This window comes from Streptomyces sp. N35 (genome assembly GCF_016464295.1).
GTDB lineage: Bacteria > Actinomycetota > Actinomycetes > Streptomycetales > Streptomycetaceae > Streptomyces.
In genome coordinates this window covers 1-16456 of the sequence record NZ_JAEIMH010000045.1, presented here as the reverse complement: position 1 = coordinate 16456, position 16456 = coordinate 1, and the positions used below count along the sequence as shown (strand labels likewise).

The following is a 16456-nucleotide window of genomic DNA, read 5'->3' as shown; positions in this document are numbered from 1 at the left end:
CCCGGGCCGCCGCCCTGCCGGCCGCCCCACCCACCCCCTCGACCGCTCCCTCGCGGCGCCGGGTTCGGGCAGGAACGTAACAAGGCTGAAAGCTGTTGGAAAGACCTTGCGGCAACTTTCTGCAAGAGATGCGGATCGTTACCTTCACGTTTCCCCTCGCACCTGTACAGCGCCCGTACGCCTTGGGTGCACGGACTTGCAAGGCCTGTCCCGTATGCCTGCAAGACCTTGCAAGAACCGCGCGACCACGCTCCGCAGCCGGATCCCGCCACTCGGTGGGCAATCAGCGCCCTGACCGGTACAGTCCAATGCCGTGACCGCACGGCTTGCCGACATCGCAGCCCAGGCGGGGGTCAGCGAAGCCACAGTCAGCCGCGTGCTCAACGGCAAGCCCGGTGTGGCCGCGACCACCCGCGAGTCCGTCCTTGCCGCGCTCGACGTGCTCGGCTACGAACGGCCGGTCCGGCTCAAGCAGCGCAGCGAAGGCCTCGTCGGCCTGATCATCCCCGAGCTGGACAACCCGATCTTCCCGGCCTTCGCGCAGGTCATCGGGCAGGCCCTGACGCGTCAGGGCTACACCCCGGTGCTCGCCACGCAGACGCCGGGCGGCTCCACCGAGGACGAGCTGACCGAGATGCTCGTGGCCCGCGGAGTCAGCGGCATCATCTTCGTCTCGGGCCTGCACGCGGACACCACGGCCGATACGCAGCGTTACGACCAGCTGCGCGCCAAAGGCGTCCCGCACGTCCTGATCAACGGTTTCTCCCCGCACGTGAAGGCACCGTTCGTCTCCCCCGACGACCGGGCCGCGATGGATCTCGCCGTCACGCACCTGTGCGCACTCGGCCACCGCCGGATCGGGCTCGCGCTCGGCCCGAAGCGCTTCGTGCCCGTACAGCGGAAGATAGAGGGCTTCGTCGGCGCGATGCGCGAGCGCCTGGGCCTGAGCGAGGACGAGGCGCAGCTGTACGTACAGCACTCGCTCTACACCCTCGAAGGCGGCCAGGCGGCGGCCTCCGCCCTCCTGGACCGCGACTGCACAGCGATCGTGTGCGCGAGCGACATGATGGCGCTCGGCGCGATCCGCACCGCACGGCACCGGGGCCTGAGCGTGCCGGGACAGGTCTCCGTGGTGGGCTTCGACGACTCCCCGCTGATCGCGTTCACCGACCCGCCGCTGACGACCATCCGGCAGCCCGTGCCCGCGATGGGGCAGGCCGCGGTGCGCGCCCTGCTCGAGGAGATCGACGGGACGCCGGCGCCGCACAGCGAGTTCGTGTTCATGCCTGAGCTGGTGGTTCGCGGTTCAACGGCTTCGGCGCCGCGCTGACCATGTTCTCTGCGTCCGTCGCAGTAGACACCCCTGCTCTCAGGGGAACCGTCCCAGGTCCCCTAGGCGTCGGGTCCTCCACAGGATGGATTGGATGCGTACAAGACCCGACCAAGGGATGATCAGGTGGGTGTGGGTATCTGGCAGACTCTTCTCCCATGGGTGACACGACTGTGAGGACACGGAACGGCCCGGAGGCCGCCGCGGCGCCACCCAAGGGGGATGAAGCGGGTCGACAGACCGCCACAGAGGGGACGTTGTGGCAGCGGCTTCGTCGGCCGCGGCGCCCGCGTATCTGGATCGAGCTCGCACTGATCGGTGTGAGCTACTGGCTCTACTCGCTGGTACGCAATGCCGTGCCCGAGCAGAAGTCGGAAGCGATGCGCAATGCCGACTGGATCTGGCGCGCCGAGCACGCGATCGGTCTCGGTTTCGAAGAGGCCTTCAACCGTGCCGTGAACTCGGTGACATGGCTGATCGTCGGTATGAACTACTACTACGCGACGCTGCACTTCATCGTGACGATCGGCGTCCTGGTCTGGCTGTACCGCCGGCATCCGGGCCGTTACGCGGCCACGCGCACGGTGCTCTTCCTCACCACGGGTGTCGCCCTGGTCGGCTTCTACCTGTTCCCGCTCGCCCCGCCGCGTCTGATGGACGGGCACAACTTCATCGACACGGTCCTGGTGCACCACACCTGGGGTTCGATGGCGTCCGGCGACCTGAAGCACATGACCAACCAGTACGCGGCGATGCCCTCGATGCACATCGGCTGGTCGACCTGGTGCGGCCTGACCATCTTCGCCCTGGCCAAGGCGCCCTGGGCCAAGATCCTCGGCGTGCTCTACCCGGTGGCCACCCTCGTCGTGATCATCGCGACGGCCAACCACTTCTGGATGGACGCGGTGGGCGGCATCCTCTGCCTGGCCTTCGGGTTCGTGGTGGTGTGGGCCTGGTACGGGGCTCTGCCGTATCAGTTGCCGCGGGTGGTGGCGGCCGGGGGGCCCGCGCGGGAGCCGGCGCTCTCCAGAGCCTGACGGACTCACGCCCGGCTGGGCTCATGCTCAGCTGGGCTCATGCTCAGCTGGGCTGGGCTGGGCTCGCGCTCAGCTGGGCTCATGCTCAGCTGGGCTCACGCCCCGTAGAAGAGCTCCTCCACCACAGCCCGAGCCCTCCGCGTCGTCCGCCGATAGTCATCGAGCAGATCGCCCACGAGCCCGGGCCCATACCCCAGGTAGCGCCCCACGGCGGCCAGCTCCCGCCCGTCCGACGGAAACGTATCCCCGGCCCGCCCGCGCACGAGCATCACCCCATTGCGCACCCGCGAGGCCAGCACCCAGGCCTCGTCGAGCACGGCCGCGTCCTCCGTCGAGATCAGCTCGGCGGCGCGGGCGGCGGCCAACGCCTCGCGCGTACGGGTCGTACGGAGCCCCGGCTCGACCCACCCGTGCCGCAGCTGGAGCAACTGCACCGTCCACTCCACATCCGAGAGCCCGCCGCGCCCCAGCTTGGCGTGCAGATTCGGATCCGCACCGCGCGGCATCCGCTCCGTCTCCATCCGCGCCTTGAGCCGGCGGATCTCCCGTACGGCGTCCTCGCCGAGCCCCTCCGCGGGGTACCGCAGCGTGCTGATCATGTCGATGAACCGGCGCCCCAGCTCCTCGTCCCCCGCGACCGGCTCCGCCCGCAGCAGCGCCTGGCTCTCCCAGACGAGGGACCAGCGCCGGTAGTACGCCTCGTACGACTTGAGCGTCCGTACCAGCGGCCCGTTCTTGCCCTCGGGCCGCAGATCGGTGTCGATGAGCAGCGGCGGGTCCTGGCTGGGGATCTCCAGGAGGCGCCGCATCTCGGCGACCACGGCGTTCGCCGCCTTCGCGGCCACGTGCTCGTCGACCCCCTCGCGCGGCTCGTGCACGAAGATCACGTCGGCGTCGGAGCCGTATCCCAGCTCGTGTCCGCCGAAGCGCCCCATGCCGATGACGGCGAACCGCGTCGGCAGCTCGTCGCCCCAGCCCTGCCGGACCACCGCCCGCAGGGTGCCCGCGAGGGTCGCGGCGGTGAGGTCGGAGACCGCGCTGCCGACCCGGTCCACCAGGGCGCCGGGGTCGCCTTCGGCGGGATGCTCCTCGGTGCCGTACGAGCGGATGAGATCGCCCGCGGCCGTACGGAACAGCTCGCGCCGCCGTACGCCACGGGCCGCCGCGACCGCCATCTCGGCGCCGTCCGCGCGGCCGACGGCGGCGAGCACCTCCTGCTCCAGGTGGAGGTGGTCGCGCGGTTCCAGGCCGCGCTCGTCACCGAGCAGCGCCACCGCCTCGGGGGCGCGCATCAGCAGATCGGGGGCGAGCCGGCCCGCGGACAGGACCCGGGCGAGGTTCTCGGCGGCGGCGCCCTCGTCCCGGAGCAGCCGCAGGTACCAGGGCGTCTTGCCGAGCGCGTCCGACACCTTGCGGAAGCCGAGCAGACCGGCGTCCGGATCGGCGGAGTCGGCGAACCAGCCGAGCAGGACGGGCAGCAGGGTGCGCTGGATCGCGGCCTTGCGGCTCACCCCGGAGGCGAGCGCCTCCAGATGCCTGAGCGCGGCGGCCGGATCGTTGTATCCGAGCGCCACGAGCCGCTCGCGTGCGGCGTCCGTGGAGAGCCGGATCTCACCGGGCGCGAGCTGGGCGACGGCGTCGAGCAGCGGCCGGTAGAACAGCTTCTCGTGCAGCCTGCGCACGGCCGAACTGTGCTTGCGCCAGGCCTTGTTGAGCTCGGTGACGGGCTCGGTGCGCAACCCGAGCGACCGGCCGAGCCGCCGCAGATCGGCCTCGTCCTCCGGTACGAGATGCGTACGGCGCAGCCGGTACAGCTGGATGCGGTGCTCCATGGCCCGCAGGAAGCGGTACGCCTCGTCGAGGTGGGCGGCGTCCGCGCGTCCCACGTAGCCACCGGCCGCAAGCGCGTTCAGGGCCTCCAGGGTGGAGCCGCTCCTCAGCGAGGCGTCACCGCGCCCGTGCACCAACTGCAGCAGCTGGACGGCGAATTCGACGTCCCTGAGCCCGCCGGGCCCGAGTTTCAGCTCACGCTCCAGCTCGGCGGTCGGAATGCTGTCGACGACGCGGCGGCGCATCTTCTGCACGTCGGGCACGAAGTTCTCGCGCTCGGCCGCGTGCCACACCAGAGGCGAGAGGGTCTCGACGTACTCCCGGCCGAGCTCCGGGTCACCGGCGACGGGCCGGGCCTTGAGCAGCGCCTGGAACTCCCAGGTCTTCGCCCAGCGCTGGTAGTACGCCAGGTGGCTGGCCATCGTCCGCACCAGCGGACCGTTGCGGCCCTCGGGGCGCAGATTGGCGTCGACCGGCCAGATGGTCCCCTCGACCGTGGTCTCGGAGCAGATCCGCATCATGTGCGAGGCGAGCCGGGTCGCGGCCTGCAGCGCCTTGCCTTCCTCGGCGCCGTCGGTCGCGGCGGCCACGAAGATGACATCGACGTCGGACACGTAATTGAGCTCATGGCCCCCGCACTTGCCCATCGCGATCACCGCGAGCCGGCACAGCGCGTCGTCCTCGGGCGCGGCGGCCCGCGCGATCGCGACGGCGGCGCGCAGCGTGGCGGTCGCGAGGTCGGCCAGTTCGGCGGCGGTCTCGGCGACGTCGGTGGTCCCGCAGACGTCGCGCGCGGCGATGGAGAGCAGACAGCGGCGGTAGGCCACCCGCAGCGACACGGGATCCGTGGCATGGGAGAGGCCCTGCTCGAACTCCTCGACGCCCGGGTGCAGATCACTCGCCTCGTACGTGACGAGGGCGTGCCAGTCGCCGGGGTGGCGGGCCAGATGGTCGGCGAGCGCCTCGGACGCGCCCATCACCCCGAGCAGCCGATCGCGCAGCGGCTTGCCGGCCAGCAGGGTGTCGAACAGCGTCCGGCGCTGTTCGTCGTCGGGCTGCGCCTCCACCAGGCGTACGAGACCGGTGAGCGCGAGATCGGGGTCGGCCGTGGCGCCGAGGGCGTCGAGCAGGACGGAGCTGGACTGCAGGGGGGCGAGATACGGACCGGTGAGGTGCCGCTCGGCGGCGGATGGGTCGGTGAACCCGTGCCGAAGGAGCCTGGTGAAGGCACTGCTTCTGCGCCCCGGCACGGTCATCTGCGGCCCCTTCCGTCGATCAAGGTCCGGGGTCGAGCCTAGTCGGAGGGGGCCCTGGGCTACAGGTCGGCGGGCAGCAACTCGAAGGCCGGCACGTGTCGGGGCCCGACCACCGTGCAGTGGCGCCGGTCGACGGTGGCGACCTGCTCGGCCTGCCGGCACTCGGCAACGGCGACGACGCAGGTGTCGGTGCCGCCGAGGGGGAGGCTGCCGTACTGCCGGACGAGTGCAGCCATCCGGGCCAGGTCCTCAGGTCGGACTGCGGTCACGGTGCCGAGCTGGTCGGCCGCCCGTCGGCATCCGCCAGGGCGACCAGCGGCCCCGTGTCAACAACGATCACTTACCGAACCCCGTCTCACGGAGGATCTCGTCCGAGTGGTCGTGCATTCGGAGTAGCCACGCCCTCGGACACCCGGCATGGTGTTCACCATGGAGTACACCCTCGAAGTAGTCGTCGTCCCCGTCTCCGACGCGGACCGTGCCAAGGACTTCTACGCGGACAAGTGCGGCTTCAAGGTCGACCTCGACCAGCAGGTCACGCCGACGGCCCGGATCATCCAGATCACCCCGCCCGGCTCACGCTGTTCCATCGCCCTGACGGTGGGCATGCCGCCGTCCCCGGGCCAGACGTCGATGGAGCCGGGCGCGATCCAGGGGCTGCAGATCTGCGTCACGGACATCGAGGCGGCCCACGCGGAGCTGACCGCCCGGGGTCTGGACATCTCGGAAATCATGCACGTCGGCGCGGAGGGCTGGGCCCCGGGCAAGGGCGAGACCTGGAATTCCTTCGCCTTCTTCAAGGACCCTGACGGCAACGGCTGGGTCGTCCAGGAGGCTCCGGCGCCGTTGTCGGGGCGCCGCGGGGGGGGCCGGGCGGCGCCCCCCGCGGGGGGGGGGGGCGCGCCGGGGGGGGGGGACGCCGGGAGGGCGGGGCCGGCCGGGGCGCCCGCCGAGGACGCGCCGCCGAGCACCTCCCGCAGCCGCTGCGCGAACTCGTCCGGCTTCCCCGGATATCCGAACTCCCCGTCCAGGAAACCGCCGTGATGGCTCGGGAACACGACCACCCGCTGCCCGAGCAGTTCGGCGGTCGCGACGGAGGTGCGCCCGGTCTGCACGGTCTCGGACTCCTCGCCCACCGCGATCACCACACGGGTCGGTGCGGCGGTGAGCGCGTCGGCGTCCGGCCGGTAGTCGCTGATCGCCCATGACCGGTCGGACAGCAGCGGGTCGTCACGCGAGCCGTCGTCCTCGGTGGGCATCCCGAACGCGGCGGGGTCGGCCTCGGGCTGGGCGAAGTACGCGTCGGTGAACTCGCCCTCCCACGAGGTCATGGCCACGAACGCGGCCATCCCCGCGCCCCACCCGCGCTTCTCGTACGCGTCCCGGACCCCGGCCCGCGCCCGTACGGCCGCCGGACCGTCCGGGGTGAGAGTGATCAGCGGCGGCTCGTGCGCGACCAGGGTGGTCACGTCCTCGGGGTACTTGGCCACGACCGCGAGCGCGGTGACCGCGCCGCCGCTGCTCGCGAAGAGCTCGACAGGACCGGCCCCGAGCGCCTCGATCACGGCGTGCACATCGTCGGCCTGGGTCCCCGGTGTGTGGTCGGTCCGCCCGTCCTTGCGGGTGCTGCGGCCGAGCCCGCGCGGGTCGTACGTGGCAACGGTCCGGTCGGGCAGGCGCGCCGCGAGGGCGACGAACCCGGTGGCGTCCATGGGCTGCCCGATCATGAGCAGCGGCGGACGCCCGTCCGCGGTCGGCAGGGGCCCGCGAACGTCGTAGACGAGGTCGGCGCCGGCTGTTTCGAGTGTGTAGGTCTTCATACCTCTGCAGACCGGCCCCGCCCGCGAAACTCATCGGTTCGCGGGCGGGCATCGCCCGGTGGCCTACAGCACCGGCAGGTTCTTCCTCAGCTCGAAGGCCGTCACCTCGGAGCGGTACTCCTCCCACTCCTGCTTCTTGTTGCGCAAAAAGAAGTCGTAGACGTGCTCGCCGAGCGTCTCCGCGACCAGCTCCGAGCGCTCCATCAGGGCGATCGCCTCGCCCAGGTTCTGCGGCAGCGGCTCGATGCCCATCGCGCGGCGCTCGGCGTCGCGCAGCGCCCACACATCGTCGTCGGCGCCGGGCGGAAGCTCGTACCCCTCCTCGATGCCCTTGAGGCCCGCGGCGAGCAGCACCGCGTACGCGAGATAGGGGTTGCAGCCCGAGTCGAGCGAGCGGACCTCGACACGCGCCGAGCCGATCTTGCCCGGCTTGTACATCGGGACGCGGATCAGGGCCGAGCGGTTGTTGTGGCCCCAGCAGATGTACGAGGGTGCCTCGCCGCCGGCGCCCGCGGTGCGCTCCGAGCCGCCCCAGATGCGCTTGTACGAGTTGACCCACTGGTTCGTCACGGCCGAGATCTCCGCGGCGTGCTTGAGCAGGCCCGCGATGAAGGAGCGGCCGACCTTGGAGAGCTGGTACTCGGCGCCCGACTCGTAGAAGGCGTTGCGGTCGCCCTCGAAGAGCGACAGGTGTGTGTGCATACCGGAGCCCGGATGCTCCGAGAAGGGCTTCGGCATGAATGTGGCCTGCACGCCCTGCTCCAGGGCGACCTGCTTCATGACGAGACGGAAGGTCATGATGTTGTCCGCGGTCGACAGCGCGTCCGCATACCGCAGGTCGATCTCCTGCTGGCCCGGCGCACCCTCGTGGTGGCTGAACTCGACCGAGATACCCATGGATTCGAGCATCGTGATCGCCTGGCGGCGGAAGTCCATGCCCACGTTCTGCGGGGTGTGGTCGAAGTAGCCGGAGTTGTCCGCGGGCGTCGGACGCGTCCCGTCGAGCGGCTTGTCCTTGAGCAGGAAGAACTCGATCTCGGGGTGGGTGTAGAAGGTGAAGCCGAGGTCGGAGGACTTGGCGAGGGCGCGCTTGAGGACATAGCGCGGGTCCGCGAAGGACGGGGAGCCGTCGGGCATCAGGATGTCGCAGAACATCCGGGCCGTGCCGGGGGCCTCCGCGCGCCACGGCAGGATCTGGAACGTCACCGGGTCGGGCTTGGCGATCATGTCGGACTCGTAGACCCGGGCGAAGCCCTCGATCGCGGAGCCGTCGAAGCCGATGCCCTCGTCGAAGGCCTGCTCCAGCTCGGCCGGCGCCACGGCCACCGACTTCAGGAAGCCGAGGACATCCGTGAACCACAGGCGTACGAACCGGATGTCGCGCTCCTCGAGCGTGCGGAGCACGAATTCCTGCTGCTTGTCCATTGCGACTTTCCACCCATCCTTGCCGGCCGGCCGACCACCGGAGCGTGCCTCATGTACTCGGGGTCACTTGAGCATCCCACCACACGGTTTCGAACACGTTGCAGGCGCCGGTCCCAGCCAACCGGAACGTGCCTGCCTTCATAGTGCCCGGTCGGTACCCGCCCCGGTAAAGCCCTGCGGCGATACGCTCGGCATATGACGGCAGACCGGTCCTGCGAAGAAGCCGTCCGGGACGCGCCCTTTGCGGTGGCCGTCGCCGCGTCGGCGGGCGGTCTGCTCGCGCTGCTGCGGCTGCTCGACGGCCTCGGCACCGCGCTGCCCGTACCCGTGCTGATCATCCAGCATCTCCACCCCGAACACCGCACCCTGCTCGCCGACATCCTGGGCCGGCGGACGGGCCGGTCGGTGAAGCTCGCCGAGGACGGGGAGCGCGCGGAGCCCGGGCTCGTGTACGTGGCCCCACCGGACAGGCACCTCCTGATCCGGCCGGGCGGCATCCTCTCGCTCTCGGACAGCGCACCCGTGCACTTCCTGCGGCCGTGTGCCGATCTGCTCTTCGAGTCCCTCGCGGATGCGTACGCGGACCGGGCCATCGCCTGTGTCCTGACCGGCACGGGGCAGGACGGCGCGACGGGCGTCGCCGCGGTGAAGTCCCGTGGCGGCACCGTGATCGCACAGGATCCGGAGACAGCCGAATTCCCGGGTATGCCCGAAGCCGCCGTGGGCACGGGCGCGGTGGACTTCGTGCTACCTCTGGACGACATCGCCGCGGTGCTCCGCGGACTCGTCGACACCAAGAGGCACTGACACCATGGCGGATGCACTGGACGCCGGAACGGGCGAGGAGTTCGAGGAACTCCTGGTCTTCCTCCGGGACGCCCGCGGGTTCGACTTCACCGGCTACAAGCGCTCCACGCTGGGCCGCCGGGTGAAGCGGCGGATGGCCGACGCCAAAGTGGCCACGTACGCCGACTACCGGGATCTGCTCGAGACCAATGCCGGGGAATTCGACACGCTGTTCAACACCATCCTGATCAACGTCACCTCGGTCTTCCGCGACCCGGCTGCCTGGACGTACGTACAGAGCGAGGTCGTGCCCGAGCTGCTGGCGCGCGGCAGCGGTGACAGTGAGATCCGGGTGTGGAGCGCCGGCTGTTCCACCGGCGAGGAGCCGTACTCCCTCGCCATCATGTTCGCCGAGGCGCTCGGGATCGAGGAGACCGCGCAGCGGGTGAAGATCTACGGCACGGATGTCGACGAGGAGGCGCTGCGCGTGGCGCGCTCGGGCCTCTACTCGGCCAAGTCCCTAGAACCCCTCCCGCCCGAGCTGCGCGACAAGTACTTCGAGGAGCAGGGCGACCGTTTCGCGTTCCGGACGGATCTGCGGCGGCGGGTGATCTTCGGGCGGCACGACATCACCCGGGACGCCCCGATCTCCCGGCTCGATCTGCTGGTGTGCCGCAACACCCTGATGTACTTCAACATCGAGACGCAGCGGCAGATCGTCGACCGGTTCCACTTCGCGCTGGCCGAGGGCGGGTTCCTGTTCCTCGGCAAGGCCGAGATGCTGCTCAACGACTCCGAACGGTACGAGGCCGTGAGTGTGCGCCAGCGGCTGTTCCGGCGCCGGCCCGGCGATCCGTCCTCCCGCCACCCCGCCGTGCCCGTGAAGCTGCGGGACCGCGCGGGCACCGAGCAGCGCTCGGCGGCCGCGCGCACCCGGCAACTGCGCGACCTGGTCCTGGACGCGCTCCCGACGCCCACGATCAGCGTGGACCAGCAGGGCACGGTCCTGCTGGTGAACGAACAGGCCCGCAACGCGTTCGGGCTCACCCAGCAGGACGCCGGACGGCCGTTCCACGATCTGGAGATCTCCTACCGCCCGGTCGAGCTCCGCTCGCTGATCGAGCAGGCACGGCACGAGATGCGGTCGTTGCGGGTGAGCGGCGCGGAGCGACGCAACGGCAGCGACACGCGCTTCTACGACATCCACGTACAGCCCCTGACGGACTCGGCAGGTCAGCCGGTCGCCACGACCATCTCGTTCACGGACGTCACGACCGCCGTACACCTCAAGGTCGAGAACGGCCGGGTGCGGGAGGAGCTGGAGACCGCGTACGAGGAACTCCAGTCGACCAACGAGGAACTGGAGACGACCAACGAGGAACTCCAGTCCACGAACGAGGAGCTGGAGACCACGAACGAAGAACTCCAGTCGAGCATCGAGGAACTGGAGACCACGAACGAGGAACTCCAGTCCAGCAACAGCGAATTGGAGACCCTCAACGAGAGCATGCAGACCCACACGGAGGCCGTCAACGAGGCCACTTCCTTCCTGGAAGGGGTGCTGACGAGCATCGACGCCGGCGTGGCGATGCTCGACGCGGACTTCAAGGTGAAGAGCTGGAACCGGGGCGCCACGGAGCTGTGGGGACTGCGGGACGACGAGGCCATCGGGGCCCCGTTCTTCGGGCTCGACTTCGGGCTGCCGGTGGAGCAGTTGCGCGGCGCCGTGGAACGGTGTCTGGCCAGCGGCCGGCGCCCCGCTCCGGTGGGCATTCCCGCGGTGAACCGGCTCGGCCGCGCCGTGCTGTGCACGGTGACCTGCACCCCGTTCGGCGAACGGCGCAACGGTGTCGTCCTGTTCATGGAAGCGACCGAGACAGAGGGCTCCGGCTGAGCCTCCCGCGGCGGTACGCTGCGCTTATGGAGCCGCGGCAACGCACTGCGCAGCTCGCCGCGTTGGCGCGGCGCAGAGCCGAATCGGCCAGGCTGCGCGGGGAGAACGCAGACAAGATCGCAGACCGGTACGAGCGGCTCGTCGCCCTCACCGGCGACCAGGAGGCCGCGCACCTGGCCGCACTGCACCACAGCAGCGCACAGCGGCACTACGCCTCGGCCGCGCTGCAGGAGACCTACGCGCGGCGCGTGTTGAACTGGCAGCGGCAGGGCGGCGACCGCCCCCGGTTCATGACCGGAGTGGCCGAGGCGTGCGGTACGCCGAGCGCCGCGCTCAGTCTGCACGCCGCCGATCACGGCCAGCTCGCCGTCGCCGCCTCGGACGAAGCCTCCCGTACGGCACAGGACTTGGAGTTCCTGCTCGGCGAGGGCCCGACCTGGGAGGCGGTCGCGACGGCCGCCCCAGTGAGCGCCTGCGGCGCGGAGCTCTCATGGCGCTGGCCCGGGTACGGGCCGCAGCTCGCCCTCGTCGGGCTGCAGACCGTGAGCGTCATACCGATCAGCGCCCAAGGCGGCTCGCTGGGCGCGCTGGCCGTGTTCGGCACGCGCGCCGAACCGCTGGACAGCTCGGCGCTGGCCCCCGTCGCGGACGCACTCACCTGCTCCTTGCTGGACGCCGGCGCCGGCGTCGGCGACGACGACCTGTACGGGGGCATCGACCACCGCGCCGTCGTCCACCAGGCGACAGGCATCGTCGCGGTGCGCCTGGGCTGCTCCGTCGAGGACGCCCTGTCCTTGATCAAGGCCCGCGCCTTCGCCGAGGACGGGCCTCTCGACACGCTGGCCCGGCGCATCGTGCAAGGTGAACTCTCCCTGGAATGACGGGAGTCCGAGCCCATGTCCGGGCACCCATGCTCGACCCACTCGTTCTGCTGAACTCCGACGGCCCGGCGCACTCCTGCATCCTGACCCTCGCCCTGGCCCTGGCCCTGGCCCTCGCCCTGGCCCTGGCCCTCGCCCTGGCCGATGTCACCGCGAACTGCCTCCTGCGGGAGTGCGAGGCCCGCGCCGGCAGGACGGTCACCACGCGGCCGGAGCACGCGCTCACCAGCCGGACCGTCAGCACCACCGGGTCCTGGCCGATGTGGCCCGTGAGGCGATCGAGGGACGGCAGCTGACGCCGGGCGAGGGCCGCCGTTAACATCAGCTGATCCTTCCTCGCTCTCGGCTCCGCCCGGGCGGGGAAGGCCCCAACGCCACTGGAGAACGGACACATCAGCATGGGTTCCGCCCGCAAGAACTCCTCAGCCGATCGCCGGGCCCGGATAGAGGAGATGCGCCGCGCCGAGCAGGCCCGCGAGCGCCGCAACCGGCTGATCACCATCGGCATCAGCACCGTCATAGTGGTGGGCCTGGTCGGCTTCGGCTCGTACCTCTTCATCAACGAGCAGGACAAGCAGGAAAAAGCGGACGCGAAGGCCAAGGCCGCCGCCGATGCGCCCATCAAGGGCCTGCAGGAGTTCGACGCCAAGAAGCTGGGCCGCAACCACGTCACCAAGCAGGTGTCCTACCCGCAGACGCCCCCGGTCGGCGGCGACCACAACCAGGTGTGGATGAACTGCAACGGCGACGTCTACGACAAGGCGATCCCGGACATGAACGCGGTGCACTCCCTGGAGCACGGCGCCGTGTGGGTGACGTACAACAAGCAGGCCAAGGACGCCGACATCAAGGCGCTCCAGGAGAAGGTCAAGGCCACCCCGTACACCCTGATGAGCCCGGTCGACGGCCAGGAGGGCGCGCTCATGCTGACCGCCTGGGGCAAGCAGGTCACCGTGGACAGCGCCAAGGACCCGCGGGTGGACAGCTTCTTCGCCAAGTTCGTCCAGGGCAAGCAGACCCCCGAGCCGGGCGCCGCCTGCACCAACGGGCTGGCCCTGTAGCCACGAGGACTCTGCGACGATGAGGACTCTGTAGCCACCAGGAACGGACTGTGTCAGTGAAGCGCGCAACCTGGCTGGGGATCGCCGCGGCGGTGCTGCTCGCGGGCGGCGGGGGCATGACCCTCGCGCTCGCGGACGGCCACGACGACGCGGCGCCCCCGGCCGCCTCGGCCACGCCCTCGACGGACTCCGCCGACGCGGGGTTCGCACGGGACATGGCCGTGCACCATCAGCAGGCCGTAGAGATGTCCTTCGTCGTACGGGACCGCACCGACGACGAGGGCATCCGCCGGCTCGCGTACGACATCGCCAACACCCAGGCCAACCAGCGCGGCATGCTGCTCGGCTGGCTGAACCTGTGGGGCCTGCCGATCGCGTCCGGTGACGACCCGATGGGCTGGATGGACATGCCGGCCTCGCCGTCGCCCGGCCACGACGGCGCGCTGATGCCGGGCATGGCGACCAAGTCCGAGATCAAGCGGCTGGGCGAGCTCAGCGGCAAGGACGCCGAGATCTTCTACCTCCAGCTGATGACGGACCACCACAAGGGCGGTGTCCACATGGCCCAGGGCTGTGTGGAGCGCTGCGTGGTGGGTGTCGAGAAGCGGCTCGCGCAGGGGATGGTCGACGCGCAGGAGTCGGAGATCGATCTGATGGCGGATCTCCTGAAGGAGCGGGGCGCGAAGCCTCGGTGACCTGGCCACGGCTTCGGTGAGCCGGGCCGGGGCTTTCGGTGGGGCGGGCACGGCTTCGGTGAGCCGGGCCGGGGCTTTCGGTGAGCCGGGCCACGGCTTCGGTGAGCCGGGCCGGCAAGGGCGGCCGCTCCGCATGCGGCTCTCGCGTATCGCGTTGATCATGGCCGCATGACGACCACCGACGAGGTCAATGAGCCGGTCGCGGACGACGGCACGAAGCGGCAGTTCATCTCCTGGGTGACGCTCGCCCTGATGACGACCGCCTCCGTCGCGAGTCTGCGCCCCTCGCCCTCCATGGCGATCTACGGCCTCGCCGCGATCTTCCTCTATCTGCTGCCCGCGATCGTCTTCCTGCTCCCCACCGCCCTCGTCGGCGCCGAGCTGGCCTCCGGCTGGACCGGCGGCATCTACCGGTGGGTGAGCGAGGCGCTCGGCAAGCCGCTCGGCTTCCTCGCGGTGTGGTGCCAGTTCGCGATGACCATCGCGTACTACCCGAGCCTGCTCGCGTATGTCGCCTCGACCTTCGCGTACGTGATCCACCCGAGCCTCGCCGAGAACGGGCTCTACGTCGCGATCGTCATCGTCGTCATCTACTGGACCGGTGTCTGGATCACCTCACGCGGCACCAAGACCGTGGCCGGCCTGTCCAGCCTGGGCCTGATCATCGGCACGCTGATCCCGGGCGTCGTGCTCGTGGTGCTCGGCATCGTCTTCCTCGCGCAGGGCAACCCCTCCGAGGCCCCGATGGACTCCGGTCACTGGCTGCCGCCGTGGACAGGACTCGCCAGCCTGGTCCTGATCGTCAACAACTTCCTCTCCTACGCGGGGATGGAGATGAACGGCGTGCACGTCTCCAGCCTGCGCGAACCGCGCTCGGAGTACCCGCGCTCGATCTTCATGGCCACCGGGCTCGTGCTGCTGATCTTCATCCTTCCGGCCCTCGCCATCAGCTGGGTGCTGCCCGCCGAGAACACCAGCCTCACCGCCGGTCTGATGCAGGCCTTCCACGCCTTCTTCTCGCACTTCGGCGTCGCCTGGCTGACGAAGATCGTCGGGATCATGGTGGTGATGGCGGCGCTCGGCGGCATGCTGACCTGGCTCTCGGGTCCGGCGAAGGGCCTGGTGCAGCTGTCTCGTCAGGAGGGGTATCTGCCGCCGTTCCTGCAGAAGCTGAACCCGGCCGGAGTACCGCAGAACATCATGATCGCCCAGGGTGTGGTCACCACTTTGATCGGCGTCCTCTACGCGTTCAGCTCGAACGTGTCCTCCGCGTACTGGATGTTCTCCGTGATCACGGTGCAGATCTATCTGATCGCGTATCTGCTGATGTTCGTGGCCGTGGTCAAGCTGCGCAAGAGCCAGCCGGACCGGCCGCGCGGCTTCGTGGTGCCGGCGGTGACGCTGGTCGCGGGCGTCGGGTTCGTCGCCTCGGCGTGCGCGATGGTCATCGGGTTCGTACCGCCGGACCAGTTCGGCGACGGTCCGCTGTGGCGCTATCTGCTGATCGTCGGCGGTGGGCTGCTCATCCTCGGGCTCGTGATCCCGCTGGCGTTCCTGAAGTTCCGCAAGCCCCACTGGGTGCATCCGGAGTACCAGGGTGCGCGGGCTCCCGTGGAGTAGGCACCCGGGCGCCCACTCCCCCACCCGAGCCGTAGGCTCGCCCCACTATGTCCCTCTCTACGGTGTGTGCAGCGATGAGCCCTTCCCGTTCCCGCGGTCTGCGGCCCGCCGCCGTGCTGCTCGCCCTGGGGGCGCTGGCGTACACGGCCTGGGTGATCGAGGTCGTGGTCTCCACCGGCCTCGATCCGATACGGACCTATGTCAGCGAACTCGCCGCGCAGAGCGAACCGCTCGGCGGCGTCTTCCGCACCACGGACCTGGTGGCGGGACTGCTCGTGTCCGCCGGCGCGGCATGGGGTCTGTTGCGCCACCGTCCGCGCGCCCTGTGGTCCACGCTCGGCTGGGCCGGGCTCGCCCTGTTCGGGGCGGCCACGGCGGTCGACTCCCGGCTGCCGCTGAGCTGCACGCCGACGGCCGATCCGGAGTGTGCGGCCCGCGAGACGGCGGGTCTGGTACCGGCCACGCATGCCGCGCACGCCGTGAGCAGTTCGGTCGCGGTGTGCGGTGCGCTGGTGGGGATGGTGGCGCTCACGGTGGCGGCCCGCCGATACGGGTCCTGGCCGCTGCTCGCCCGTATCGGACCGTGGCTCGTGGCGGCGGAACTGGCCGTCACCGCCTGGACGTTGGCGTCCGTGGCGGCGTTCCAGGCGGGCAAGGGCACGTGGCTTCTCGGGCTCGGACAGCGGTCGCAGGTGCTGCTCATCGCGGTGTGGCTGGGGGTGTTCGCGTACGAGGTGGGGCGGCGCAGGGTGTGCGAGGTGGGGCAGTACGTGCCGTACAGGGTGGAGGGGCGCGGGTGAGTGGGGGGTGTGGGTGGGTGG

The 16456-nt window shown here is 70.3% G+C and carries 13 protein-coding genes and 2 pseudogenes; 11 read left to right on the top strand and 4 right to left on the bottom strand.

The window, feature by feature from the left end:
• Window positions 1–313 precede the first annotated feature (313 nt).
• Both JAO81_RS23880 and JAO81_RS23875 read left to right on the top strand, forming a co-directional pair.
• A complete protein-coding gene (locus tag JAO81_RS23880; protein ID WP_199549966.1) occupies window positions 314–1330 on the top strand; it encodes a LacI family DNA-binding transcriptional regulator in 1017 nt (338 codons plus the stop codon).
• A 158-nt stretch (window positions 1331–1488) separates the two neighbouring features.
• Window positions 1489–2367: a phosphatase PAP2 family protein gene (locus tag JAO81_RS23875; protein ID WP_199549965.1), complete on the top strand. Its 879-nt coding sequence runs from the start codon at window positions 1489–1491 to the stop codon at window positions 2365–2367.
• Window positions 2368–2462: 95 nt separating this feature from the next.
• Here the strand turns inward: JAO81_RS23875 and JAO81_RS23870 are convergent, their stop codons facing one another.
• Both JAO81_RS23870 and JAO81_RS23865 read right to left on the bottom strand, forming a co-directional pair.
• Window positions 2463–5453, bottom strand: coding sequence for a bifunctional [glutamine synthetase] adenylyltransferase/[glutamine synthetase]-adenylyl-L-tyrosine phosphorylase (locus JAO81_RS23870; protein WP_199549964.1), 2991 nt, complete (start codon window positions 5451–5453; stop codon window positions 2463–2465).
• 59 nt (window positions 5454–5512) lie between these two features.
• Entirely contained in the window at window positions 5513–5689 is a 177-nt protein-coding gene (locus JAO81_RS23865; protein ID WP_233415827.1) for a hypothetical protein, read from the bottom strand.
• Between the two features lie 193 nt (window positions 5690–5882).
• Between JAO81_RS23865 and JAO81_RS23860 the strand changes: the two are divergent.
• A pseudogene (locus JAO81_RS23860) lies at window positions 5883–6311 on the top strand (VOC family protein); the annotation flags it as partial.
• 95 nt (window positions 6312–6406) lie between these two features.
• Here the strand turns inward: JAO81_RS23860 and JAO81_RS23855 are convergent.
• Window positions 6407–7273: pseudogene (locus JAO81_RS23855) on the bottom strand (alpha/beta fold hydrolase); the annotation flags it as partial.
• A gap of 63 nt (window positions 7274–7336) precedes the next feature.
• Window positions 7337–8698 carry a glutamine synthetase family protein gene (locus JAO81_RS23850; protein WP_199549962.1) on the bottom strand — a complete coding sequence of 454 codons (1362 nt, stop codon included), beginning with the start codon at window positions 8696–8698 and terminating at the stop codon, window positions 7337–7339.
• 195 nt (window positions 8699–8893) lie between these two features.
• Here JAO81_RS23850 and JAO81_RS23845 point away from each other — a divergent pair, with 195 nt between their 5' ends.
• From JAO81_RS23845 to JAO81_RS23810, 8 genes are all read left to right on the top strand, one after another.
• Window positions 8894–9505, top strand: a complete 612-nt coding sequence (locus tag JAO81_RS23845) for a chemotaxis protein CheB (protein ID WP_199549961.1) — start codon at window positions 8894–8896, stop codon at window positions 9503–9505.
• 4 nt (window positions 9506–9509) lie between these two features.
• Window positions 9510–11378 carry a CheR family methyltransferase gene (locus JAO81_RS23840; protein WP_199549960.1) on the top strand — a complete coding sequence of 623 codons (1869 nt, stop codon included), beginning with the start codon at window positions 9510–9512 and terminating at the stop codon, window positions 11376–11378.
• 26 nt (window positions 11379–11404) lie between these two features.
• The gene (locus JAO81_RS23835) at window positions 11405–12259 is read left to right on the top strand and encodes a GAF and ANTAR domain-containing protein (RefSeq protein WP_199549959.1); all 855 of its coding nucleotides are present in this window, start codon (window positions 11405–11407) and stop codon (window positions 12257–12259) included.
• Window positions 12256–12555, top strand: coding sequence for a hypothetical protein (locus tag JAO81_RS23830; RefSeq protein ID WP_199549958.1), 300 nt, complete (start codon window positions 12256–12258; stop codon window positions 12553–12555). Before JAO81_RS23835 ends, JAO81_RS23830 begins: the two co-directional genes overlap by 4 nt.
• Window positions 12556–12657: 102 nt before the next feature.
• Window positions 12658–13320, top strand: a complete 663-nt coding sequence (locus JAO81_RS23825) for a DUF3105 domain-containing protein (RefSeq protein ID WP_199549957.1) — start codon at window positions 12658–12660, stop codon at window positions 13318–13320.
• Window positions 13321–13376: 56 nt separating this feature from the next.
• On the top strand, window positions 13377–14015 hold the full coding sequence (locus JAO81_RS23820) for a DUF305 domain-containing protein (protein WP_374194338.1): 639 nt from the start codon (window positions 13377–13379) through the stop codon (window positions 14013–14015).
• A 168-nt stretch (window positions 14016–14183) separates the two neighbouring features.
• Complete coding sequence (locus tag JAO81_RS23815) at window positions 14184–15635, top strand: APC family permease (RefSeq protein WP_199549956.1); 1452 nt, start codon at window positions 14184–14186, stop codon at window positions 15633–15635.
• Between the two features lie 74 nt (window positions 15636–15709).
• The gene (locus tag JAO81_RS23810; protein WP_199549955.1) at window positions 15710–16435 is read left to right on the top strand and encodes a DUF998 domain-containing protein; all 726 of its coding nucleotides are present in this window, start codon (window positions 15710–15712) and stop codon (window positions 16433–16435) included.
• Window positions 16436–16456: the final 21 nt, after the last annotated feature.